This is a genomic window from Flavihumibacter sp. UBA7668 (assembly GCF_002483205.1).
In the GTDB taxonomy this organism is placed as follows: domain Bacteria; phylum Bacteroidota; class Bacteroidia; order Chitinophagales; family Chitinophagaceae; genus Flavihumibacter.
The window spans coordinates 379,530-401,153 of sequence record NZ_DLHM01000002.1; the positions used below are offsets into that span (position 1 = coordinate 379,530).

21 protein-coding genes and 1 other RNA gene are annotated in these 21,624 nt (G+C 42.9%); 11 read left to right on the plus strand and 11 right to left on the minus strand.

The genetic code is table 11. The features are described 5' to 3' along the window. The first annotated feature begins 3 nt into the window (after window positions 1–3). Complete coding sequence (locus B2746_RS05285) at window positions 4–1,158, plus strand: 1-deoxy-D-xylulose-5-phosphate reductoisomerase (protein WP_290791717.1); 1,155 nt, start codon at window positions 4–6, stop codon at window positions 1,156–1,158. On the opposite strand, the gene B2746_RS05290 is transcribed toward B2746_RS05285, so the two are convergent. Then, window positions 1,155–1,568: a hypothetical protein gene (locus B2746_RS05290; protein WP_290791719.1), complete on the minus strand. Its 414-nt coding sequence runs from the start codon at window positions 1,566–1,568 to the stop codon at window positions 1,155–1,157. The two genes, B2746_RS05285 and B2746_RS05290, sit on opposite strands and share 4 nt — an antisense overlap. A 130-nt stretch (window positions 1,569–1,698) precedes the next feature. Between B2746_RS05290 and rseP the strand changes: the two genes are divergently transcribed. Together rseP and B2746_RS05300 are read left to right on the plus strand one after the other, a co-directional pair. Continuing rightward, window positions 1,699–3,048 (plus strand): RIP metalloprotease RseP, encoded by a 1,350-nt coding sequence (gene rseP, locus B2746_RS05295; RefSeq protein WP_290791721.1) that lies wholly within the window; start codon window positions 1,699–1,701, stop codon window positions 3,046–3,048. Between the two features lie 10 nt (window positions 3,049–3,058). Beyond that, entirely contained in the window at window positions 3,059–3,940 is an 882-nt protein-coding gene (locus tag B2746_RS05300; RefSeq protein ID WP_290791723.1) for a glycerophosphodiester phosphodiesterase family protein, read from the plus strand. A 33-nt stretch (window positions 3,941–3,973) separates the two neighbouring features. On the opposite strand, the gene B2746_RS05305 is transcribed toward B2746_RS05300, so the two are convergent. After that, a complete protein-coding gene (locus tag B2746_RS05305; RefSeq protein WP_290791725.1) occupies window positions 3,974–5,773 on the minus strand; it encodes a MutS-related protein in 1,800 nt (599 codons plus the stop codon). 122 nt (window positions 5,774–5,895) lie between these two features. On the opposite strand from B2746_RS05305, the gene ssrA reads away from it, so the two are divergent. The 4 genes from ssrA (at window position 5,896) to B2746_RS05320 (ending at window position 10,715) form a co-directional block, all read left to right on the plus strand. Further along, window positions 5,896–6,271: a transfer-messenger RNA gene (gene ssrA / locus B2746_RS05310) on the plus strand. Window positions 6,272–6,528: 257 nt separating this feature from the next. After that, window positions 6,529–7,752, plus strand: a complete 1,224-nt coding sequence (locus tag B2746_RS05315) for a site-specific integrase (protein WP_290791727.1) — start codon at window positions 6,529–6,531, stop codon at window positions 7,750–7,752. 268 nt (window positions 7,753–8,020) lie between these two features. Beyond that, window positions 8,021–8,320, plus strand: coding sequence for a helix-turn-helix transcriptional regulator (locus tag B2746_RS22815; protein WP_414655281.1), 300 nt, complete (start codon window positions 8,021–8,023; stop codon window positions 8,318–8,320). Between the two features lie 994 nt (window positions 8,321–9,314). Then, window positions 9,315–10,715: a Shedu immune nuclease family protein gene (locus B2746_RS05320; protein WP_290791729.1), complete on the plus strand. Its 1,401-nt coding sequence runs from the start codon at window positions 9,315–9,317 to the stop codon at window positions 10,713–10,715. Here the strand turns inward: B2746_RS05320 and B2746_RS05325 are convergent. Next, window positions 10,712–11,290 (minus strand): hypothetical protein, encoded by a 579-nt coding sequence (locus B2746_RS05325; RefSeq protein WP_290791731.1) that lies wholly within the window; start codon window positions 11,288–11,290, stop codon window positions 10,712–10,714. The two genes, B2746_RS05320 and B2746_RS05325, sit on opposite strands and share 4 nt — an antisense overlap. Before the next feature lie 140 nt (window positions 11,291–11,430). Between B2746_RS05325 and B2746_RS05330 the strand changes: the two genes are divergently transcribed. Then, window positions 11,431–11,661, plus strand: a complete 231-nt coding sequence (locus tag B2746_RS05330; RefSeq protein WP_290791733.1) for a hypothetical protein — start codon at window positions 11,431–11,433, stop codon at window positions 11,659–11,661. Between the two features lie 197 nt (window positions 11,662–11,858). Here the strand turns inward: B2746_RS05330 and B2746_RS05335 are convergent, their stop codons facing one another. Genes B2746_RS05335 through B2746_RS05350 form a run of 4 tightly spaced genes read right to left on the minus strand, consistent with a single transcriptional unit; the run spans window position 11,859 to window position 13,874 of the window. Then, window positions 11,859–12,308, minus strand: coding sequence for a hypothetical protein (locus tag B2746_RS05335; RefSeq protein WP_290791735.1), 450 nt, complete (start codon window positions 12,306–12,308; stop codon window positions 11,859–11,861). 9 nt (window positions 12,309–12,317) lie between these two features. Beyond that, window positions 12,318–12,944 (minus strand): hypothetical protein, encoded by a 627-nt coding sequence (locus tag B2746_RS05340; RefSeq protein ID WP_290791737.1) that lies wholly within the window; start codon window positions 12,942–12,944, stop codon window positions 12,318–12,320. After that, a complete protein-coding gene (locus B2746_RS05345) occupies window positions 12,941–13,546 on the minus strand; it encodes an ImmA/IrrE family metallo-endopeptidase (protein ID WP_290791739.1) in 606 nt (201 codons plus the stop codon). The genes B2746_RS05340 and B2746_RS05345 overlap by 4 nt, the downstream gene beginning before the upstream one ends. Beyond that, window positions 13,527–13,874, minus strand: a complete 348-nt coding sequence (locus B2746_RS05350; RefSeq protein WP_290791741.1) for a helix-turn-helix domain-containing protein — start codon at window positions 13,872–13,874, stop codon at window positions 13,527–13,529. Before B2746_RS05350 ends, B2746_RS05345 begins: the two co-directional genes overlap by 20 nt. 415 nt (window positions 13,875–14,289) lie before the next feature. On the opposite strand from B2746_RS05350, the gene B2746_RS05355 reads away from it, so the two are divergent. The 3 genes from B2746_RS05355 to B2746_RS05365 are packed head-to-tail and all read left to right on the plus strand — an operon-like array spanning window position 14,290 to window position 17,019. Next, complete coding sequence (locus tag B2746_RS05355; RefSeq protein WP_290791744.1) at window positions 14,290–15,276, plus strand: CBASS cGAMP-activated phospholipase; 987 nt, start codon at window positions 14,290–14,292, stop codon at window positions 15,274–15,276. A 2-nt stretch (window positions 15,277–15,278) separates the two neighbouring features. Beyond that, a complete protein-coding gene (locus B2746_RS05360) occupies window positions 15,279–16,361 on the plus strand; it encodes a CBASS cGAMP synthase (protein ID WP_290791746.1) in 1,083 nt (360 codons plus the stop codon). Between the two features lies 1 nt (window position 16,362). Then, window positions 16,363–17,019 carry an SEC-C metal-binding domain-containing protein gene (locus B2746_RS05365; RefSeq protein WP_290791747.1) on the plus strand — a complete coding sequence of 219 codons (657 nt, stop codon included), beginning with the start codon at window positions 16,363–16,365 and terminating at the stop codon, window positions 17,017–17,019. A 27-nt stretch (window positions 17,020–17,046) separates the two neighbouring features. Here the strand turns inward: B2746_RS05365 and mobC are convergent, their stop codons facing one another. The 4 genes from mobC to B2746_RS05385 form a co-directional block, all read right to left on the minus strand. Next, window positions 17,047–18,969, minus strand: a complete 1,923-nt coding sequence (mobC, locus tag B2746_RS05370) for a conjugal transfer protein MobC (RefSeq protein ID WP_290791749.1) — start codon at window positions 18,967–18,969, stop codon at window positions 17,047–17,049. A gap of 17 nt (window positions 18,970–18,986) precedes the next feature. Next, window positions 18,987–20,273: a relaxase/mobilization nuclease domain-containing protein gene (locus B2746_RS05375; RefSeq protein ID WP_290791751.1), complete on the minus strand. Its 1,287-nt coding sequence runs from the start codon at window positions 20,271–20,273 to the stop codon at window positions 18,987–18,989. Then, on the minus strand, window positions 20,261–20,656 hold the full coding sequence (locus tag B2746_RS05380; protein WP_290791753.1) for a plasmid mobilization protein: 396 nt from the start codon (window positions 20,654–20,656) through the stop codon (window positions 20,261–20,263). The genes B2746_RS05375 and B2746_RS05380 overlap by 13 nt, the downstream gene beginning before the upstream one ends. A 317-nt stretch (window positions 20,657–20,973) precedes the next feature. Then, window positions 20,974–21,444 (minus strand): JAB domain-containing protein, encoded by a 471-nt coding sequence (locus B2746_RS05385; protein WP_290791755.1) that lies wholly within the window; start codon window positions 21,442–21,444, stop codon window positions 20,974–20,976. Window positions 21,445–21,624: the final 180 nt, after the last annotated feature.

A 21,624-nucleotide genomic window follows, 5' to 3' on the forward strand; every position in this document is an offset into this window, starting at 1 on the left:
TCCATGCAAAAACGTATCGCACTATTCGGATCTACGGGATCTATAGGAACGCAGGCATTGGCTGTAATTGAAGCCAATCCGCAGTTGTTTACAGCGGAGGTACTAACTGCGCAACAGAATGATGAACTGCTGATTCAGCAGGCATTGAAATTTCAGCCCAATATTGTGGTGATTGGAGATGAGAGCAAATACCAGAAAGTGAAACAGGCTTTGTCCTCTACCGATGTAAAGGTATTTGCCGGTGAAAAAGCACTGGAGGAAGTGGCCGCGATGGACTGTTATGACCTCATGCTGGCCGGAATTGTGGGCTTTGCGGGATTAAAACCCACTCTGCAGGCCGTGGAACAGGGCAAACCGGTGGCGCTTGCCAATAAGGAAACCCTGGTAGTGGCGGGGGATATCGTGATGCAGAAAGCGATTGAAAAGCGGGTCCCCATCATACCGGTGGACAGTGAACATTCTGCTATTTTTCAGTGCCTGGTGGGGGAGAACCTGAATCCTATTGACAAGATTATATTAACTGCTTCAGGTGGCCCTTTTCTGGGGAAAAAACCCAATTTTCTGGTGAATGTAAAGCGGGATCATGCGCTGCAGCATCCGAACTGGAGCATGGGGGCCAAGATCACCATTGATTCAGCCACCTTAATGAATAAGGGGCTGGAAATGATTGAGGCGAAATGGTTGTTTAATCTGAAGCCCGATCAGGTGCAGGTATTGGTGCATCCGCAGAGCATTATTCACAGTATGGTGCAGTTTGAGGATGGATCCATCAAGGCACAGATGGGGCTGCCAGATATGAAACTGCCGATTCAATACGCGATGGCTTTTCCGCAACGGATTGTGAACCAGTTTGCCCGCTATGATTTCCGCAAACCGAATACCCTCACCTTTGAGGAACCGGATGTAAAAACCTTCCGGAATCTGGCATTGGCCACGGAAGCTCTGCAAAGAGGGGGAAATCTGCCCTGTATTCTGAATGCCGCCAATGAGATAGCGGTGTATGCATTTTTAAGAAACAGAGTGGGTTTTCTGGATATGACCGATGTGATCGAGCGTACCATGAATAAAATGGACTTCATTGCCCAACCCACTCTGGAACAATATTTTGAAACGGATGCGGCGGCACGTGAATTTGCCGCCACACTCATTCATCTTTAATTTTTAATGATCAGGGTATCTGCCTGAACCAGGGTGGTACCGTTGAAATAGCGAAGGGTATATTTTCCTTGCACCTGCAAACGGAATTTGAAGGTGGTGTCTTTGGAATAAGGGAAAGGTTCACAGGTAACGGCTGGTAAAGCAGGGTTTGGTTTGGATCCAATAGCCTGAATATCAAACTGATTGGTACCGGATTCACGGGTATCGATGCCTTCAAAACGGTAACACTGATCGGGGGCGGTAACACGGATCGTAGCAGTAACCGTATCCGTTGTTTTGGCAGAATCGGGGGTGTTTATATTGGCAAAGGAGATGGTAACCAGTACCCGCTCATCCGGTGGTAAATCTTTGGTTTTCAAACAGGCGGTTAAACTCAGGACCACAGCAGCGGATAAAACTAATTTCTTCATGTATCGATCGTTTATTAAACCTGACAAATTAGTGTTTTAATCCGTTGTACCGCCTAAAAAAATTATAGTTCTGATAGGGTTTTTTCACTGATATTTGTCAACATTCATACATAGTACCTGACTGAATCATATGATATTTTTAGCAATTAATTGGGCGGAAGTAGGAGTAAAAGCCGGGCAGTTTATCCTTTCTTTTTCGATTATCGTTATTCTCCATGAATTAGGCCATTTTTTACCAGCGCGCTGGTTCAAGTGCCGGGTGGAGAAGTTTTACCTGTTTTTCAATCCCTGGTTTTCTTTGTTTAAGAAAAAAATCGGCGAAACCGAATATGGTTTGGGCTGGGTGCCATTTGGTGGATATGTGAAGATCAGTGGTATGGTGGATGAGAGCATGGATAAGGAGCAGCTAAAACTGCCACCGAAGCCTTATGAATTCCGAAGTAAACCGGCCTGGCAGCGTTTAATAATAATGGTAGGCGGGGTAATTGTGAACCTGGTACTCGGGTTCCTGATTTATGCCATGATGTTATGGTACTGGGGTGAGTCCTATGTACCTACCAATAAATTCACCTATGGTATTGCCACCGATTCCATTGCACAAAGCATTGGACTGCGTGATGGCGATAAAATTCTTTCGGTAGACGGAGAATATATTGATCGGTTTAATAAAATTCCCTTGCGGGTTATTCTGAATGGTGCCAAAACATTTGAAGTGGAGCGCGATGGCAAACCGGTAACCATTGACATTCCTGAAAGTTTTGCGGCGGATCTGATCCATTATAAAGCCATCAGTTTTATTGATATGCGGGTTCCGTTTTTGGGATTAAATACCATTGCGGATACCAGTGCGGCGATGAAAGCAGGCTTGCGCAAGGGAGATAAAATTCTGGCGGTGAACAACCAGCCTGTTCCTTATTTTCATACGTTTCAGTTATTAATTCGCAAGAATAAAGAGAAGACGGTTCAGTTGAAGGTAGCACGGGGGGCAGACACCCTTCAGGTTAGTGCAGCGATTCCTAAAACCGGCGTATTGGGCATTACCCCTTTATCATTTGCCGACAAGTTTGAACTAAAAGAAGTTAAATACGGATTTCTTGAAGCGGTTCCTGCCGGATTCAAGAAAAGTATTGAAACACTTACTTCTTATTGGCTGCAATTAAAATTGATTTTCAGCGGCAAGGTAAATACCAATGAATCATTGGGCAGTGTGATCAGTATTGGAAAGATGTTTGCGCCTGTTTGGGACTGGCAGCAGTTCTGGGGACTGACGGCATTTTTCAGTCTGGTGCTGGCGCTGATGAATATATTACCCATACCCGGACTGGATGGCGGTCACGCGTTGTTCACGCTCTATGAAATGATATCGGGCCGCAAGCCGAGCGATAAGTTCATGGAGTATGCACAGATGGTGGGCATGATTTTGCTGCTTGGGTTGATGGCCTATGCGCTGGGACTGGATATCTTCCGGTTGTTTAAATAGCATGCATATTATGATGTGGTATAAAAACAGGATTTCAGTTCCGGTTTTATTGGTCTCATTAAATACGCTGGTAGTTCTGCCAGGCTTTTCTCAGTCGTTTGAAAAGATGGCGCACAGGGGAGGTAGTGCGCTAATGCCGGAGAACACCATTATTGCGATGCAGAACGCGATGGATTTTGGGGTCGGTTTGGAAATGGATCTTTATCTCAGCAAAGACAAAAAAGTGTTTGTTTATCATGATGATAAGATATCTCCCAAATTTGGCAGTAATCCCGATGGTACGCCAGTGACGCAGGAGCAAGCTGCGAAAAAGAAAATCATTGATTTTACTTATGCTGAATTAAAGCCCTACGACCTGGGCATGCGGGCACATCCGGATTTTCCCAGAAGAAAGCGGGTGAAAGCGGGTATACCGCTGCTGACCGAACTGATTGATTCGGTCGAATCTTATGCCCGGCGCGGAGATTTAAAGCTGCCGAATTATTCCATGGAGATAAAGGTGCCGAATGCTAGTCTGGCTCCCCGATATAAAGTTGATTTGGTGGATAGTGTAATCCAAATTATCAGCGCAAAAAGCATTCCTGATCGGGTAATTATTCAATCGTTCGATATTGAGACGCTCGAATATCTACATCAGCAATATCCGGATGTGAAAACTGCCTACCTGGTAGGGCAGGGGCATTACCTCGACAACCTGAAGAAACTCAGCTTTACACCAACAGCTTATAGTCCGCCTTATCAGTTGGTTACGCCTGAACTCATCGCTTACTGCCATACTAAAAACATGCTGGTAGTAACCTGGACGGTGAACAACAAAAAAGACATTGAACGCCTGAAGCAAATGGGCGTAGATGTGGTTATGTCTGATTATCCCGATTATTTTCTTCCGTGAAAATTCACCCGACCGGTGGCACCCGACCGGTGGTTACAAATCGATGCCGATTTTTTTCATGAGGATGCTGGCGTTCATGCTGGTGCAGATGCCGGTTTTCAGTTTGTAATCGAAAAAGAGTTCTTCGTTTTCGACCGATACATCAAAATGATAGTTGGTGATAGCGGCGGGTGCTTCTGTTTGAAGTTCTGTCAGGGCCAGGTCGTGGGTGGCAAGGAGTCCGGTTGCGTTTTGTTTGATGAGCTGGCGGATCAGCGCGCGGGAGCCGGTTTGGCGATCCTGCGAATTGGTGCCGCGCAGGATTTCATCGAGCAGCAGGAAAACGGGTTCTCCGGCATTTACCGCTTCAATAATATTTTTCAGTTTGGTGAGTTCTGCATAAAAAGTGGAGGTGTTTTCTTCCAGGTTATCGGCGATGCGCATACTGCTCATGATGCGCATATTGCTGACGGTTAGTTGTTGCGCCACTACGGGGGCACCGGCCATGGCCAGCACCTGGTTGATGCCGATGCTGCGGAGGAAGGTACTTTTTCCGGCCATATTGGAGCCGGTGATGAGGGCGATAGCGGGCCGGCCGCTGGTATTGAAATCGTTGGTGATGCATTTCTCCACTGGAATCAGTGGGTGCCCGAGACCGATGGCAGAGAAACTACCGGGGTCATTACTCAGTTCCGGAAAGCTGTAGTATGGATGGTTAAAAGAGAAGCGGCCCAGCGAGTTGAGGGCTTCCAGTTCGGCGATGGTGGTGAACCATTGGCGGATAGCGGCCTGGTGACCGGTTTTCCAGTTTTCGAGGCTCCAGACCTGTTGGAGATCCCAGAGCAGGAAGGTATTGAGGGGAATATAGACCAGGGGATTGAGGCGGTAATCAAAGCGGTCGAGAATTTTTCTTAGTTCGCGGATGGCGGCGGAGGCTTTTTGTGAGTTATTGGTAGCGATGGCGGCCTGGTGATTTTTCAGGAGATCGGCATTGAAACTGGCGGATTCAATCCATTCGAGGGAATTGGAGAGGGTAGCGAGGGAGGGGAGGATGGAATCGAGTTGGCGATAAATGGGCTGGATGCCTTTGGAAATATAAAAAGCGGTGGCGAGCAGAATAAGGACCAGCAGGTAAAAGGGGCCGGCTGGCAGGATGTCTATGATATGCAGCAGCAGGGCGCCGAGAGCAAGAATGGGCCAGGCGAAACGCAGCAGGTTCCAAGTTTTTTTAGGAGCGTATTGGGAGTTGGTGGCTGCCCAGTTCAGGATTTGATTGCGTGCATTATTGGTAAGCGGTTGTTGGTGGCCATAGGCTTCGAATTGGAGGCTCCAGGCTGGTTGGGAGGCCAGGTCCCGGGAGGCGGCTTGCCGGGTGAGGATAGCTTCATTGGAAGCGGGGTTCAGCAGCCAGTTGGCGAGGGTTTCGTGGGCTTCTTCGCCGGTGGTACGGTGAAGAAACTGGAAGAGGGAGGCTTTTCCGAATAGGTCGAGGTCGCCGGCGTAGGGGTGTTTGGGAGGGGGCAGCAGATCGCCCCCGGGCCGATGGGTAAACTGGTGTTGGGCGATGGTTTGTTCTTCGTTTATAAGGCGAACGATTTCTTTCAGGAGCAGGAGTCTTTCTGTATACTGGAGACTGAATTTCACCAGGAGCAGGAAAATGGCGAGGGCGATGGCGAAAAGCAGGAAGAGCAGGGAGAAGGATTGGGATCTGTAAAAATAGAGCAGGCCGGCACCGATTAGCAGGGTGCTGACCCGGAGCAGAGAGATGCGGCTTCTTTTTTGCGAAACTGCCTGAATTTCAGTGTTGATTGCTGTGAGGTGATTCGTATAGAACTGTAAAGGATCCTTTTTCATAGGGCGTGAAACTAGGATATTTTCATATCTTTGCAAGTTGGAATTAGGAGGTTGGAAGTTTGAAGTTTAGGTCTGTTGTTAGTTACTTCTAACTTTGTACTTCAAACTTCTAACTTCCGACGGGGGCTGTACTGGTTTCGACAGCGTAGTTCTTTGAGAGTGTAAGCATGCCGTGCGTTGGATAATTAGCACGTAAATCTGAATACCCGAACTTCAAATGGCAATACACAGTATGCCATGGCTGCCTAATCAGTGATTAAGTAGTCATTAGGGCCGCGTTGAGCAGGTTGATCTGTTACCAAGCTCCGCCGCCGACTCAAAACAAAATACAGGTTGCTGTTCAACCAGGCTGTGAGTTGAACTTAAGACTATCCAGCTAAGGAGGGAATTGGTTTGTTGTTTTCCTGTTCTTTCCCGACAAGTAATAATCAACTAAGCATGTAGAAAGCTTTCGGCGGATATGTTTGGACGGGGGTTCGACTCCCCCCAGCTCCACTTTTTAGTATTAAACACGGTTAACTACCGTGTGGAAAGCTCGCAAAACCCAGTATTTGCGGGCTTTTTTCATTTTTAGCTGACCCTAGTTTACCCCGCTTTACCAAAAAGTTCATTGAACGATTCATTGAACTCATACCGGGCCTTACCCGAGTTCAATGAATCTTACACAACTCGCTCTCTATTAACACTTTGTACCGATACATGTAGGTTTTTACTCATGTATCAAATCTAATTTTACAACCTATAAAAGAGGTGTTATGGAAAAGAGTTTTGGATTATTATTTTTTCTTCGAAAATCGAAGTCTACCGCTGATGGAGAGCTGCACGTTTACCTGAAAATAACCGTGGATAGGACCGCGGTAGAAATCAGTACAAAGCGAAAATGCCACACTGATAAGTGGAACAATGCGTCGGGGCGTATGAAGGGTAAAACGGATGCGGTAAGAGAGTTTAATGCCTATCTGGATACGTTAACACAAAAGGTATTTGAAGCGAAGCGGCAGTTGATCGAAAGCGACAAACCCGTAACGGCCCAGAGTATCAAAGACCTGTTATTGGGCACTGAAACGCAGCGACGGAAAATAATGCTTATGGAGATGTTTCAGCAGCATAATGAGAAGATGAAGGCGTTGGTGGGGCATCAGTATGCTCCGATGACCTTAAAGCGATATGAAACTGCGCTGCGACACACCCAGGCATTTATACAATGGAAATTTAACGTTCCGGATATTCCTATCCAAACAATGGACTATGAAATGATTTGTGATTTTGAATTCTGGTTCAAAAGCGTACGCAAGTGTGACCACAATACCACCATGAAATACCTGAGTAACTTCCGTAAGATCGTTAATCATTGCCTTAAAAGCGGTTGGTTACCCAAAGATCCATTTTACGGGTTTAATATGGGAAAGCGGGAAGTTCGGCGGTTTGCTTTAACAGAAAATGAACTGCAGAAAATTGAAACTAAAGAGATAGCAATAGAACGGTTAAGAATTGTAAGAGATATATTTCTGTTCAGTTGTTATACAGGGTTGGCGTATGTCGATGTAAAGCAGTTAAAGCCATCTGAGATCATCGTTGGGATAGATGGCGAAGAATGGATTGTATCGCAACGACAAAAAACAGCAGTTCCTACACGGATACCGTTGCTCCCAAACGCCAGAGCAATAATTGACCGATATCAAAATCATCCTCAATGCAAATTGAATAACACAGTGCTTCCTATACTTACGAATCAAAAGATGAATGCATATTTAAAAGAAATCGCAGACATCTGTGCCATACAAACCAACCTCACTTTTCATATTGCCCGTCATACGTTTGCGACTACAGTTACACTAAATAATGGGGTACCTATAGAAACGGTATCAAAGATGTTAGGGCACCGTGATATTAAGACTACGCAGCAATATGCAAAAATCCTGGATCGAAAGGTGAGTGACGATATGAAATCAGTTCGGAAGAAATATTTACCGACATAGTCATTGTTACCGAAGTAGGGAGCTGTTTATAAATTCCAGTGCTGTTGCTTAACAGAGAAACTCTTAATACCTCTTGACAACTGTCAATCTAGGATCCGGATTAATTGTAAAATGCAATAAGGCAAGCATGTGTTGCTAAAACCGATATTTTTCTACTGTCCACCAAAAATTTAAAAGAATTTTCGCAAGTTAGATTAGGATTTGCCTGGTTTGCAAACATATATTTAGGTTTATTCTACTAAAATCTTTTGTTATGGGAGTGAATGGTATGAGGGGAAATTCATCAATATTTTTTAATTGTGATCCTGATGATTTTCTGGAGGATTTGCGCAAAATATTTCGAGAAGAGATTAGATTAGCGTTAACAGTTTTCCATTCTAATAAAGATAATTCTGTTAGTCCATCGCCAGGAAATGAATTGATTAAAGTTCGGGAATTGTGTCATTTTCTAAAAGTGTCAAAGCCGACCATTTATGATTGGATTAAGTGCGGAAAATTAAGACCTATTAAGATTCACAGTAGAACATATTTTTTAAGGAAGGAGATTGATGAGTTATTGAATTCGTAATTCATTAAACGACATCACATGCTATACAGGCAGGAAAACTAATATTTATAGCTAGTTGCCACGATCAGACGGATTATAGGTGAAGATATACCCAAATGGTCCACGCCAGGACTACCTTAAATATTGGGAATCAATGCTGTTAAAGAAAACCGTAAACCGGTGTTTTTCCTATTCTTACGAATCAAAAGATGATTGCATATTTCAAAGAAATTGCAGACATCTGTGCCATAAAAACCAACCTTACTTTTCATATTGATATCATACGATTGCGACTACAGTTTCACTAAATAATAGGGTGCCTATAGGAACGGTTTCAAAAATGTTGGGACATCGTGACATTAACACGACACGGAAATATATAAAAATCCTGGATAAAAAGGTAAGTGAGGGTATGAAAATGGTAAATAAATATTTGCCGACTCCAGATGAAATTGCTTTTGTTTAGTGGAATTATTCGCTTTTTAAGCAGCCCTTGCTTTACATACCGATTAAGGTCTGTACGATTAATTTTAAAGTAGCTTTCCAGGTCATACCTAGAGTACCAGCTATTTTTTATCACAGACACTGGAAATATTTTTTTGTACAGTGCTTTTTGGCAGGGGATTCATTTGATACCATTCTTAACCATGAGTCTTCTTTTAAGGCAGGCTGGTCACAAATCCCGCAGGTCCCGCTTTCCTATAAATGAAACCCTTTGCGATTGTTTTTAATTTGGCTTAGCAGTCAACTTCAATAGAGTCATTTTTGCCTGTGGCCTTCGCTAGAAGTTAAACGAATTGGTATGCCTGCAGCACCTCTTCATCAGTGATAAGCCTGTTTTGTTCCTTTCCAAGAATGGCCTTTAGTTCTTCAAGATGTTTTTGCTTGGACTTCATAATAGGGGATTGAAAACTTAAAATAGGGCCCAGATCGCCTCCAAAGTGGTGCGTACAAAAATATGTTGTATATTTTTGCTCGACAGACATGCATACAATAAAATGCAATAAAAGTAATTATGGCACGACCAACGTATGAATATGCAGGAGAAAATGGTAGTATTGAGGTTAAAAAAACTCGACATGGTTATAATGTGATATTCACTCCTCCTGAAGAAGCAGTGCCAAGAGGATATGATGATGATAACGAATTTAAACTTCTCATTGCCCAGATGAACCTTGATAAAAATGCTTTTACTTTTTTCCCTTTTAAAGGCAGAGGTTTATATGCCATGCAGCCTAAGTATTTTACGTTGCAAGCAATTACCGTGGAAATCGAAAGTTACAACCCTAATGGGTTCGATGTCGCAGATGCAGAAGAGGTTTTTGCAAGCCTCCCGGTTGTATTTATTGAGAATTATAATTACGGATTAGGCTTTTTAAAGAAATACAGTCAGATAGCTACCTTCATAGAAACACTGGGCGCCAAACAACTTTATATAAGTAAGCATAAGCCAACATATTTTGATAAAGAATCGGAAGTAATGACCACTAACTTCAACGATTTGCGCATGCTTCAAAATGCTATCGATAAAATCGCAGCAAGGGCAAGCAAGATTGCGTTAACCACAAAGCATGACGTAACTGCAGGGATATTGTTGGACTTATTAGGTAAGTCATCAGGCTATTCCGTCAATGTGGAGAAGAGGGATATTAAAGAACGAATTTCAAAGAATGCGTTGTGGCCAATGACGGAGATAAGTCGTCAAAGACAGAACGAGGCAGTAGAAATCGTGACTGCCAATAGTAGGAAGATGTTTCGAGAACAGCCAGGCAAACTTGTGCAACTGCGCAAAGATATTGAGCTGGTCACGCTCGATGAGCTGATAAAGAAATTCGGGGACATGCTTGAGAAGAATTTAGAGGAGTATCATTGGCAACGACTGTTCGAGGAAAACCCTTTTATATTAAACATGGCATTTGGTGTACCGATAATTAAAGTTCGTGGTCACGCATATGTTGGAGGACGGAAAATTGTCGGTGGTGGAGATAAAATCACGGATTTTTTGGTCAAGAACAGCATCAGCAATAATGCAGCCATTGTAGAAATAAAAAAGCCAACTACTAAGCTTTTGGGTGCGGCAACATATCGACATGATGTATATGCTCCATCTTCTGAGCTGTCCGGTGCAAGCAACCAGCTACTTGACCAGATATACAAATTTCAAAAGAATATTGCTTCCTTGAAAGAGGAAAGTGGTATATACGATATCGAAACTTATTCTGTGGTAGGAGTTTTGGTGGTTGGCAGATCGATGAGCACTGCGGGTGAGAGGAAATCTTTTGAGCTATTCAGAGGCAATTCTAAAAATATCATGATACTTACTTTCGATGAGCTCTTGGAGAGGCTTAAACAGTTAAAGACATTCCTTGGAGAGGACGATAGCTATTTTCAAACAGAAGGGGATCTGCCATTTTAATTGTGTATTGACTTCACTGCATTTTCAATCTTCCCTTTGCTTTCCGGATCTCCTTTCCGACAGAAGTGAAGCGCAAAACCGACTTTCACCTGCCTGCCCTGGCTGTTACGAAGATTGTATTCACCAAAATCTGCCTGTGCCTGTGCACCATAGGCACTCTCAGCAACCATAGCATAATCACGCTGCACAACCACCTTTTGCAGATGATATTTTTGACGAACCCAGCAAACAAAATTGAACACCGTTTTGCTGTCAACCGCTGGAAAATCAGGATAATGCTCTTTCAGCCAATCGTGCATTTGAGCAGCAGAAGTCTCCGGGTACTTCGTCAAACGGGCCTTTACAAACCCTTCATAGGGCTCCAGGTCTTTTTTGCGTTCCGACTGGTTCTGCAGGAACTGTTCGTAGTCAGATTCCGTCATCGAAAGGTACTTTTTGACTGTACGCCAATCCAGCACCAGTTCCTTACTGATCCGGGAGATTGATAATCCATCCCGATGCAATTGATGTACCGTATGATAAGTCATGAGTTTTTTCGCATATGCATTCATAAATCCGGAGCTATTTTCCGGCAAATCTCTTTTTTTCTTTCCCCGGCCGCGGCCGGGGAAAGAAAAAGTTCTGCATTCCTTGTTGCCAATTTCTCTGGATTCCCTGTTGCCAAAAGTTCTGCAGGCTTGTTGCCAAAAACTCTGTATTCTTATTTATCGATTACATGGCTCCCAATCTTCCTTCGGATTTTCAGTTGGATCAACACTCTAATTTGACTAGAAGTGTTGGATTAGCTGAAATCATTCTTGTTGAGGATAATGCAAATCCGTTGATGGGTTTTGCTACAATATTTCAAAACAACAATAAACGAATAACCAACCATATAGAAGCTATCATTGAATTCGCACTTGGTCATTCCAATCTTTGCCGAAATAAACCCTTTGAAGCAATTTAGATTTAATCAAACATGTCTGTACAATTATCCATATAAACACAATTCGGCCTAACGAAAAACCAATTGTAAGTTGCCGTGATTAATAGAGTTCTTTTTTAATTTTGATATTAACTTTTTGGGATGTTAGGAGTGTTTATGCTTGACCAAATGGTCAGTCAAGAAACATTGGCTGTTGGTTGACTTGACTTTGAGGGAATTTAGAGTGGCCTTGAACCGTCGATGATCTGCTTATATCCTTTATGAAATATAACTGCATTGAAATCGCTACTTACTACGCCGCATGCAAGGACATCCTTAAGATAAGAGCCATATAGTGCTGTTCGATGACGGCTTCCGTATGCAAAATCAATTGTTGCACTGTCGACTATTGGAGTAGAGAAGTATTGCGAAAAGTGTGTAAGATGAAAATCGGAAGAAATAAGATGGAAGCCGTCATGCCAAATATTGTCAGCCGATGATATTTCAACCAAATATTGAAAAATCAAATCAAAATTTTTTATAGGCATATCTGTAAAGTATTCTCCTTCACGTAAGGGCGATACTGGTAGGTGCTCCAAGTTTTCATAGAGCACTACACCCAACCCACTAAATTTTTTTGGTCTATGTGTCTTGATTTGTAAAAGTAGATGTGCTAATCTGTCAATCATCTTTTAATCTCATTTTTGAAAGCGGCCGAGCAGTTTTTCTTGTTTAAAAACTACATTCAAAGTCCCTGTATTACCGCGCTGATTATAGTAGTCGCCTTCCAAGCGTTTTACATCTGGATAGTAATAGAGTTTTGATGTGCCTTCATGATTATTTAGTTGAATTTGCAAGGTATCCGACTCGTTCGAAAAGATGTAGAATAATTTGTATAGCCCATTTTTTTCTTGAACGATTTCTTCAGAAACACTTACCGATTTGGAAGTTTTATCATTCGAGCCCAAATTACCGAAGTAAGCAAAGATGTGAATGTAGGAAGCTGTTTGTTTGATTTCTAACACGCAATCCTTTTGTTCCGAATTGTAGCTGGAAATTAAAATTCCTTCATACCGGCCATTCAGATTGGGAACATCAACTAGCCACTTAAACATGCCCCACTTCCATCCAATTTTGTTTACGAAGACTAATGTGAGCGAAATTAAACCTAATGTTGACAAAGGATTAATGTAATTATAGATTTGTGCAGCTGCAGGGTAGGGCTGCAAAACATTTTCCAACCATGCAGAAAATTGTCCGAAAGGTATTGAGAGGATAATGACAAATGCAATAAGTGCTCCTATATTGAAATATTTAAAATTCATCGTTTAAACCTTGATTTCATTGTAATAACGCCAGAAACACCTAAACGGTAACGAACCATAGGTAGGCTTGCGTTGAAGAGTTCTGCGATCTGCTCAGCTGTGTAAGAACCATAGATATAATATTTTTTCAGCGCAGGTGTTGGCAACTGTAGACATCCTCCTAACCATTCTGCTTCCATTTCCTGAACAGGATCGAATGTTCTCAGCGGTATTCCAAGCGATGTGTCAATGATTCCCATTTTATGCTTCAAAAGTACATGAGCGCATTCGTGCATGATGTTACTTTCGGTGCGACAAGACGAATGCGAACTATTGTAAATTATCATTTGCGGTTCATCCTTTCCAATAGTAATTGCAGACCAGTGATTGTTACGTTCGCTATATAGCAATTCCTTCAGTGCTTCATTGCTTAAATCGTGAAAATCAGATGGAGTTAATACAGCTAACTTGAGGTATTTAGCTAAGTCAAAAGCAGGCAAAGGCTGATAGTCTTTTAGAGCTAAATTCGAACGACATTGTACAGAAATACGTTCGGCCTCCGTTTTGAAGCCACGCCTGAAACTAATCTTTTCTGTAGCCGTCTCACTTTGCGATTTTAGCATACGCCAAATTAATCATTTCAATCAAAGCCTGAGCTGTCGAAGGTGGTAAAGTTTTGTCAGCTCTTAAATGAGCAATAACTTCTTGTTTTGTGTCGGAAGATTTCTTTTCAAAATTTTTGTTTGTTTTAATGGCAAAGTAGTCTGTTGGCACGTCTAACCACTTGCAGATTCTAAAATAAGTGTCAATGTCAGGGAGGTTTCCGTTTTCAATCCTCGACAACGTCGGGGCGCTAATGCCACCAATTTCTGCCGCTGTCTCGCGAAGCCCACTCTTCCCCCTTTTTGACTTAATCATCTCGGCCAATAAGGCTGAATTAAGTGAGTGCATATGATTTGTTTTTTTTGTTGCAAGCAATCGTTATACAAATAAAGAACAGAATTTTCAAATAATTGTTGCATTAATGAAATTATTTTTTTGCGAATGAAACAAAAACACTAAGTTTGTAAAGTTAAAGTGTTTCATAAATGAAACACTTTGTAAAAAAACTTTACAAGGCCTAAATAGTCAGGGCCAAAGTTGACTGCAATTCTTAAACCGAAAAAATGAGAAACGTGAATCATGTTACCCTCTGCAAAAAGGATGCCTGCATAACTGTGAAAGGCGAGATGGCTAGCTTAGTTGCCGTCGCACTCGTTGTAGCACTTATTGGTTATGGTATTTCGGCTTCGATGAAAGCCTTGAGTTAATCGTTCGAACTCCCGGCCCAGCCGGGAGCTCTATTTTTTCATTTGAACCAAAAAACGTGAGTGAGACAGCTTTCAAAATACTTTCGATAGATGGAGGCGGCATAAAAGGCCTTTATTCTTCCACCATACTTGAACACTTGGAAAAAAGGTTTGGCCCGGTATCGGATTACTTTGATATGATTTGCGGCACGTCCACCGGAGGTCTAATCGCTTTGGCATTAGGATTAAAAATTCCAACGCCAGAAATCAGTAAAATATACATAGATCAGGGGGGGACAATCTTTCCCAGGCGAACTAAAATTGGTGGCATTATCAGGCAAACTTTCTGGCGCGGCAAGTATTCTGATGCGCCGCTCCGAGAAGTGCTGCAAAATGTTTTTAAAGAGGCAAGGGTGAAAGACTTGAAAAACCTGGTTTGCATTCCTTCCTATTCACTGACTGATGCACGCCCGTGGATTTTCAAACGAGATCACGGCGAACTTAACAGAGACAATGAAACCTTGCTGGTAGATGTGGCCTTAGCTACTTCAGCGGCGCCCACCTATTTCCCTCTTTGTGAAATAGAACGTTACGACCAGAAGCAATTTATTGATGGCGGTGTGTGGGCAAACAATCCAACGCTGGTGGGAGTTATTGAAGCACTGACGTATTTTGTCGGTCAGGGCCTTGATTATCAGAATATTGAGGTGTTGTCGGTGAGCAGTTTAAACAACACGGCTGGTAAGCCAGTTGGCTTAGAGCGGCAGCGTTCATTCGTCAATTGGCGAAACGATCTTTTTGAGACTTCTCTGATCGGACAAAGTGCCTTTACGGACTACACAATGAAACGGCTTTCCGAGTTAAATCACATTCATATAAACTACGTTCGCATTCCCTCCGAGCAGATCTCGGCGGAACAGCAACATCTGGTTCAATTGGATTGTGCCCGGCCGAAAGCAGTCAACTTCATCCGGGGCAAAGGCAATGACCGAGGATATTTGGTTGGTAAGGACCCTGAAATCGCACAATTTTTCAAAACACGTAAACAGTTAAAAACACAATAACTATGGCAAACCTTCACACAACTTTTTTAGAGTACAACAGAATCATGCGGTTAAGTGATGACAAACGCAATGAACTAATAATAGCCAGGGACGGATTGCGATACCGCATCGAAGCGAATTTTGATGCCGCAAAATCTGGCATGAATAACGAGCCTGAAAGAAAGTCGTTCATAGATGAACTGCTGGAGTTTCAAAGTCAAGGCTCTTATGTTATGGACACGATCATCAATCCCATCCATGGTGATTATGACCTTGACGACGGCATTTACCTGATAGGAAAACGTCCCCGCGGTCAAAGACCTGAACCGGAAGAGCTTCATCGTTTGGTTATACAGGCTATTGGTGCAGACCCGAAAACGATTGAGAAAGTAATTGACAAAAACACATGTGTTCGTGTAATTTTCAAAGCAGGCTTTCACATTGACCTTCCCATTTACTACGCCGGTGATAAAAAGTGCCCTGATTTGGCTGACAAAAAGCGTGGCTATACGCTTAGCAATCCCGTTGAGTTCATTGCTTGGTTTGAGCAAAAAATAAATTCAGGTTTCCGGACTGAGTTTCTATACGAAACGAAACTCTACCGAAACGAGTACCGACAATGGCTCACCGATATTCGCAAGCAGGACCATCAACTTCGCCGAATTGTACGTTACCTGAAAAGTTGGGGTGACTTGCGCCGTGAAGAAATGCCTTGTGGTTTGGTCATGACAATTTTGGCTGCCAACCATTATGCGCCACGTGACCGCGATGACGTGTCGCTGATGGAAACCTTGGTAAATATCCACGCAGCCCTTTCCAAAAATTTCCGCTGTGATCGTCCAACAACTCCGAAAGGTGAAAACCTTTTGGATGAGTACAAAAACAAAGATGCCTTTATGAAGTACCTGAAATATTTTATGGACAGCGCTAAGGCGGCTCTACAAGAAAACGATGCTAAAAAAGCATGTGGATACTGGCAGGAGCGGTTAGGAAATCGTTTCCCATGTCACCTGGTTCAATCAACTAACACTAACACCAGTGCGAATATTTTATCTGGTCTTGTGTCTGGCGCCTCTTCTAACAGGCCTTGGGGGAAAGCAATGTAATATGAGCAACGAATTTTTTGTTGAACAGTTGGCCGAGGCAGAGGAGTCCTACCCTAAGCTCAAACCGACACTAACAGAAGCAGGGTATGTGTTGGCTGGTGATTTAGATGTGATTGACAAAACAGGAAAACTATGGGAAACCTACCAAATAGAAATTCATTATACTGATGGTTTCCCATATCGGTTTCCTTTGCTATATGAAACAGGTGGAAAAATTCCGAAGATAGCTGACTGGCACGTTTATGAAGATACGCTTACCTGTTGCGTAAAGGTGCTACCAGCGGAGATAATAAGGTGCTTGAACGGAATTACTATTACGGAGTATATTAGAAAAGAAGCATTGCCTTATTTTTTCAACCAGACGCACCGCAGGTTGGAGGGATTTTACGTTAACGGTGAATACAGCCACGGACTGATGGGAATATACCAATTTTATGAGGAAGCATTGAGGACGGGCAAAGACGTAAAGAAATTATTACGTTTGATGCACTTTATTGCGACAAATGAAAGGCCGGGGAGAACATCTATATGTTTTTGTGGCAGCGGTAAAAAATTCCGAAATTGTCATCGGGATACATTTGATGAATTAAGGCAACTAGGAAGTAGCGTTTTACTATCCGACGGTTTAGAAATTGGAAAAGCATTCGGGATTTTTTAAATAGTAATGTATTTAGATGGAAATGGATTATATGAATCTATCAAATATTAATTGCTGTATGTCTTTTTTTATTTTATTGAAACTTACGTCGAGAAAACTTCTTTGAAACATATTGGTAGACATTTTGTCGAGAACGGATTCGGTTGAAATTCGATTGTCAATAAATGAGTTAATCGATTTCAATCTTGAATTTTGATGTGGATCATCAGATAAAACTCCAACAAATTCGCCGGCACTTAAACAAGAAATTTTAGATGGTGGAAGTGCCAATTCCAATTGATGTGAACGACTGATTGAAATATCCTGCCGGTTGACGGAAATGCTATTTCGTTGTTGCATAATTTTACCAAACCTGTCCGATAGTTGCTTTGCTGTATCACCCGTCACCTGACCGGCAATTATATTACCTACAATATTCATGATTACATCTGCCTGGTCTTTACCATAGTCTTTCTTCAATTGACTAAAATCCTGAACACCAATTGTCGTCGCTACTTTGTTGCTTCGTGCTGTGGCCATCAGGTTGTCAATGTTGTTCAGATAAATCGTAGGAAATTCATCGAAGATTAGGCTGGATTTCATCTGCCCTTTTCGATTCACAATTTTAATCATTCTTGAAACATAAAGAGATAGCACAGCACCGTATACCTGAATTTTCTGTGGACTGTTCCCCATACAGACTATTTTAGGTTCATCCGGGTTGTTGATGTCCAACGTAAAATCGTTACCAGAGAGCACATAGTAAAGGGAAGGTGAAACAAGCCGGGCCATGGATATTTTGGCAGAGGCAATCTGCCCCTCTAGTTGCTCCATCACTTCGTTTTTGTAGGCTGAAACAAACGGGTTGATAAGTGCTTCGATTTCCTTTTCAGTGCTCAAGACAGCAAATAGCTTGTCGTATTCTACATTCATGAGTTCGATTACATGCGGTAGGGTACAGAATTCACCATTGTTATATTTCCGGAGGAACCAGATAATAGCCGTCAGGAAGTTGATGGGGGATTCCACAAAAAAATCTCCCTGGCGTTTGATCCACTCCCGGTTGAGTCCCAGAAGAATGGTACGGGCGGCTTCCGCAGCATCAGTAATGTCCAGCATGGCTGCCGGGTCAAGGGGGTTACAACGGTGGGTACGTGAAAGGTCATCAAAGTTAATGACATAAAATTTAGGAGGAACCGGGTATCGGTCTTTGTGTTTCAGGAAGTGATTGTAGGCGATAAGGGTTAGGTCATCAAACTTAAAGTCGTAGACAAACATTGCAAACCCCTTTTCAATATGCTGCCGGATCACATTGTTAATGACAAAATACGATTTACCAGATCCCGGTGTTCCCAACACCAGCAGTCCCCGAAAGGGATTGATGATATTTATCCAGCTTTTTCGCCATTTGCCTTTGTGGTAGTATTTGGCAGGCAGGTTAATGGAGTACTCATTTTCCAGCAAGCGCTCCTCCTGGGGGAAGGTTTCGTTTTCACGATTAAAAATGTCGTCGTTGTTAAGGCGTTGGTGTATGATTCTGGATAGCAGGGTACCGCCTGTTAGGATCAATAGGAAGCCAAAGGATAAACCAACAGCATAAATGACTGCCAACGATGTAACGGGCATTGGTGCCCATAAGACCAAGCTACTTCCTATATAAACTAGAAATCCGGTCAATAAGTAAACGAGGGCAATCTTGTAATTCATTTTCTCGTCTTTTCTGCCGCGGGCACCTAATAGTGAAATTGTCAGAAAAACCAGTGCGATGCCTTTGGATAAGTGAAAATCCCGGAACAGTCCGGTTTTGTAAATATTCTCAAGTAGCCGATCTGAAAAGGGACTGATCAAGCCCCATGCTTGAAAGGCTGCGTATTGGTAATAATAGAGGTGTAAGAACAGCAATACCATACTGATCATTCTGGACATATCCAGGATTTTCCGGAGGGCTTGTTCGTTTTCGCCTGTACTCATACAATTTGATTTAGTGATTATAATTTTCGGGAAACTCGTTTTTTTCGACGTCGGGAGGAATATCTTAGGCTGTTGGGTACGTAATCGTTCGATTGCGCCGGTTGAACAATGATATTTAGCACAGCAGAGAGGCCAGTGTCAAATTTTGTATGATTGTTTTCTGATGGTAGCGTTACCGTCCAATGTTCTGAAGGGTGTCGATTATTTGAAAGTTTGCTGTTTTCGAGGCGTTTGGCTTTTCGAAGGAAGTTGGTGGTGAGCTGGTTGATGAGTCCCCGATACGCATATTTTTTGCCCAAGTCGCTACCATTAAATACGCAACGAGTTCGGTGGTCAACAAAGGTGATTCCATACGTCTGTCGGGCTTTGTTTTGCCGAAGTACTACGTCCACCTGTTTTCGTTCCAATGCTTCGGTCAGACTCGTGAAAGAGTCTATGGATTTGGATAAGGCATCGTCAATAGTGGCTTTGAGACTCGCGGAATGTGATTTTCGAAGGGTTTCATTTTTTTGGAACTGGTTCTCCAGAAAAGAAAGGGTGGGCTTGTTATAAAAAAGGCTGGCTTTAATAGGTACGCCTATGGGTTGCTTTTTCTCATCTAGCACCTGATAGAATAGTCCCTTTGTCTGAAAGGTTCGGGATTTGGGTGTACCCCTGGATGCTGAAACATTGAAGAGGTTCAGGACGGCGTTTAATTCCGGGAGGCTGGTATATCGGTATTGATTTAGAACAGTATCCAGCACAGTTTGAATAGCCGCTTTGGTGGCAGCCTTACCATACGAGACTTTAGTGGCTGGAATCGGGCGAAGTTGGTAAACCGGTTTCTCCTCTGACTGTTTCGCGGAAACCAGCTTGAAGGATTTCTCAATTTCCTGCCGGATTTTTTCTGATTGATTACGGCCGATATTGTTCATGTCTATCCGGCTGCCGTCTGGTCGAACTTTGATACTAACAATATGAATATGTGGATGACCGGCATCCTGGTGCTGGTAAACCAGGTAGGGTTGCTTGCCAAAGCCGATCCCCTCCATATATGTAGTAGCGATTGCTTGAAGTTTTTCAGTGGATAGGTTGGATTCCGAAGGATGAAAGTTCAGTGAAATGTGGACGCTGTTACGGTTAACATTTTTATTAAGTTGGAGTTGATGCAGGAAACGATTTAATTTCTGGTTCAGGGTCAACTGTTCCGGTTCCAGTGGAAAGTTCCGGGCAGCAATGCAGGTGGCTACTTTTTCCTTCACCTTGTTTTCATTGTAGTTTAGGATCCGGTGGATAGAAGATCCGGTTTTAATTACTGCAACCATTGTTTACCCATTTGTTGAACAGAGGAATCAATCATTTGAATTTGTTGGTGAAGGCCAGCAATGACGGGTTCGTTTGCGACCAACCAGGATTTGAATTCCGGGATCTGTTGCAATAGGTGTAGCTTTTTCACTGCCTGATTGAAGTTGTGCCCAATGTTTTTGATTTCTGTACGGAGTTGCATCAGTTCTGCCATCGCGTCATCCATGGACTGGTTTCTGTATTGGGTAATTATTGGTCGATTGAAGAGCCGATCACGGATATATTCGCTCAATTTCCGGCAGGTGGATTGTTGCCATTGTGTCGCAATCCGGTCGTATTCAACATCGGTTAATCGCAACCCCACCAGGCGGGTTCGATTCAATTTGGTCTTTCTACTGCACATATCACTCGCACGTTTCGTTTAATAATTTCTCTAACAATGTTATCGCCCCCGAGTTCCGAGGGAGGGCAAAAGATCGGTTGTTTAACAACCGGACATCTTGCCGATTTCGGTATGCCGGAAATCTCAAGGCCTGGAAGTGTATTGGAAAAGAGAAATGGGGTAGTGGTAGGAGAAGAAAGCTGTTAAACAAACATACAATGGAAAGTATCTTTTTGCATCAACCCCCAATATAATCCTTCCTTAAAATCGCACGAACAGAATTTTGAAATCTAACAAGAGAAGTGTTTTCAAAGGGGTGGACAAGCTGAAAGGAAGGGCTACAAGAGCCCTTCGTCAGCGAAGGAGTAATATCCTTCTGAAGTCAAAATGACATGATCCAGCAGCCGGATATCGAGGAGTACTCCTCCTTGTTTAATTTTTCGAGTCAGCTCCTCATCAGCTTTGCTAGGCAGTAAATTACCGCTGGGATGGTTGTGGCAAAGGATGAGCGCACAGGCATTTGCTTTTAAGGCGGTTACAAAAATTAGTCTAGGATCGGCAACGGTTCCAACGATTCCGCCGATCGATAATTCCATACCAGCAATAACATGGTTGGAACGATTGAGGAAAAGTACTTTGAACCGTTCCTGCAGGTCCAGGGTGTTTTCGTTCCAGCCATTACGCAGCAATTCTGCAGCGGTTCTACTGCTATCAATGCGCGGACGATCTGCTACTTTCACTTTGTTTTTGTAGCACAATTCTACTTCACTCACCTGGTTCCAATTCGGGATTTTAGCTGTTGATTCCATAACCTAACTTTTAAGAATTAAAAAATTAATGATGGAACCCAGCCAATGGATTGTCAACCAAGAAAAGGAAGCAACGGAATAAAAGCGGGGTTTGTGAGTAGGTAAGTGTTTATGCCGGAATTTCCTTTTCGCCCGGCAGACAATCTATTAACTTTGAGACAGGATTAATTGAAAAAATTC

Coding starts and splice junctions, on each gene's coding strand:
- B2746_RS05380 (WP_290791753.1), bottom strand. CDS start 20,656: ATGTGCAGTAGAAAGACCAAATTGAATCGAACCCGCCTGGTGGGGTTG.
- B2746_RS05360 (WP_290791746.1), top strand. CDS start 15,279: ATGGCAAACCTTCACACAACTTTTTTAGAGTACAACAGAATCATGCGG.
- B2746_RS05300 (WP_290791723.1), top strand. CDS start 3,059: ATGATGTGGTATAAAAACAGGATTTCAGTTCCGGTTTTATTGGTCTCA.
- B2746_RS05320 (WP_290791729.1), top strand. CDS start 9,315: ATGGCACGACCAACGTATGAATATGCAGGAGAAAATGGTAGTATTGAG.
- B2746_RS05290 (WP_290791719.1), bottom strand. CDS start 1,568: ATGAAGAAATTAGTTTTATCCGCTGCTGTGGTCCTGAGTTTAACCGCC.
- B2746_RS05330 (WP_290791733.1), top strand. CDS start 11,431: ATGGCTCCCAATCTTCCTTCGGATTTTCAGTTGGATCAACACTCTAAT.
- rseP (WP_290791721.1), top strand. CDS start 1,699: ATGATATTTTTAGCAATTAATTGGGCGGAAGTAGGAGTAAAAGCCGGG.
- B2746_RS05350 (WP_290791741.1), bottom strand. CDS start 13,874: ATGCACTCACTTAATTCAGCCTTATTGGCCGAGATGATTAAGTCAAAA.
- B2746_RS05345 (WP_290791739.1), bottom strand. CDS start 13,546: ATGCTAAAATCGCAAAGTGAGACGGCTACAGAAAAGATTAGTTTCAGG.
- B2746_RS22815 (WP_414655281.1), top strand. CDS start 8,021: ATGAGGGGAAATTCATCAATATTTTTTAATTGTGATCCTGATGATTTT.
- B2746_RS05315 (WP_290791727.1), top strand. CDS start 6,529: ATGGAAAAGAGTTTTGGATTATTATTTTTTCTTCGAAAATCGAAGTCT.
- B2746_RS05285 (WP_290791717.1), top strand. CDS start 4: ATGCAAAAACGTATCGCACTATTCGGATCTACGGGATCTATAGGAACG.
- B2746_RS05335 (WP_290791735.1), bottom strand. CDS start 12,308: ATGATTGACAGATTAGCACATCTACTTTTACAAATCAAGACACATAGA.
- mobC (WP_290791749.1), bottom strand. CDS start 18,969: ATGAGTACAGGCGAAAACGAACAAGCCCTCCGGAAAATCCTGGATATG.
- B2746_RS05305 (WP_290791725.1), bottom strand. CDS start 5,773: ATGAAAAAGGATCCTTTACAGTTCTATACGAATCACCTCACAGCAATC.
- B2746_RS05375 (WP_290791751.1), bottom strand. CDS start 20,273: ATGGTTGCAGTAATTAAAACCGGATCTTCTATCCACCGGATCCTAAAC.
- B2746_RS05340 (WP_290791737.1), bottom strand. CDS start 12,944: ATGAATTTTAAATATTTCAATATAGGAGCACTTATTGCATTTGTCATT.
- B2746_RS05365 (WP_290791747.1), top strand. CDS start 16,363: ATGAGCAACGAATTTTTTGTTGAACAGTTGGCCGAGGCAGAGGAGTCC.
- B2746_RS05385 (WP_290791755.1), bottom strand. CDS start 21,444: ATGGAATCAACAGCTAAAATCCCGAATTGGAACCAGGTGAGTGAAGTA.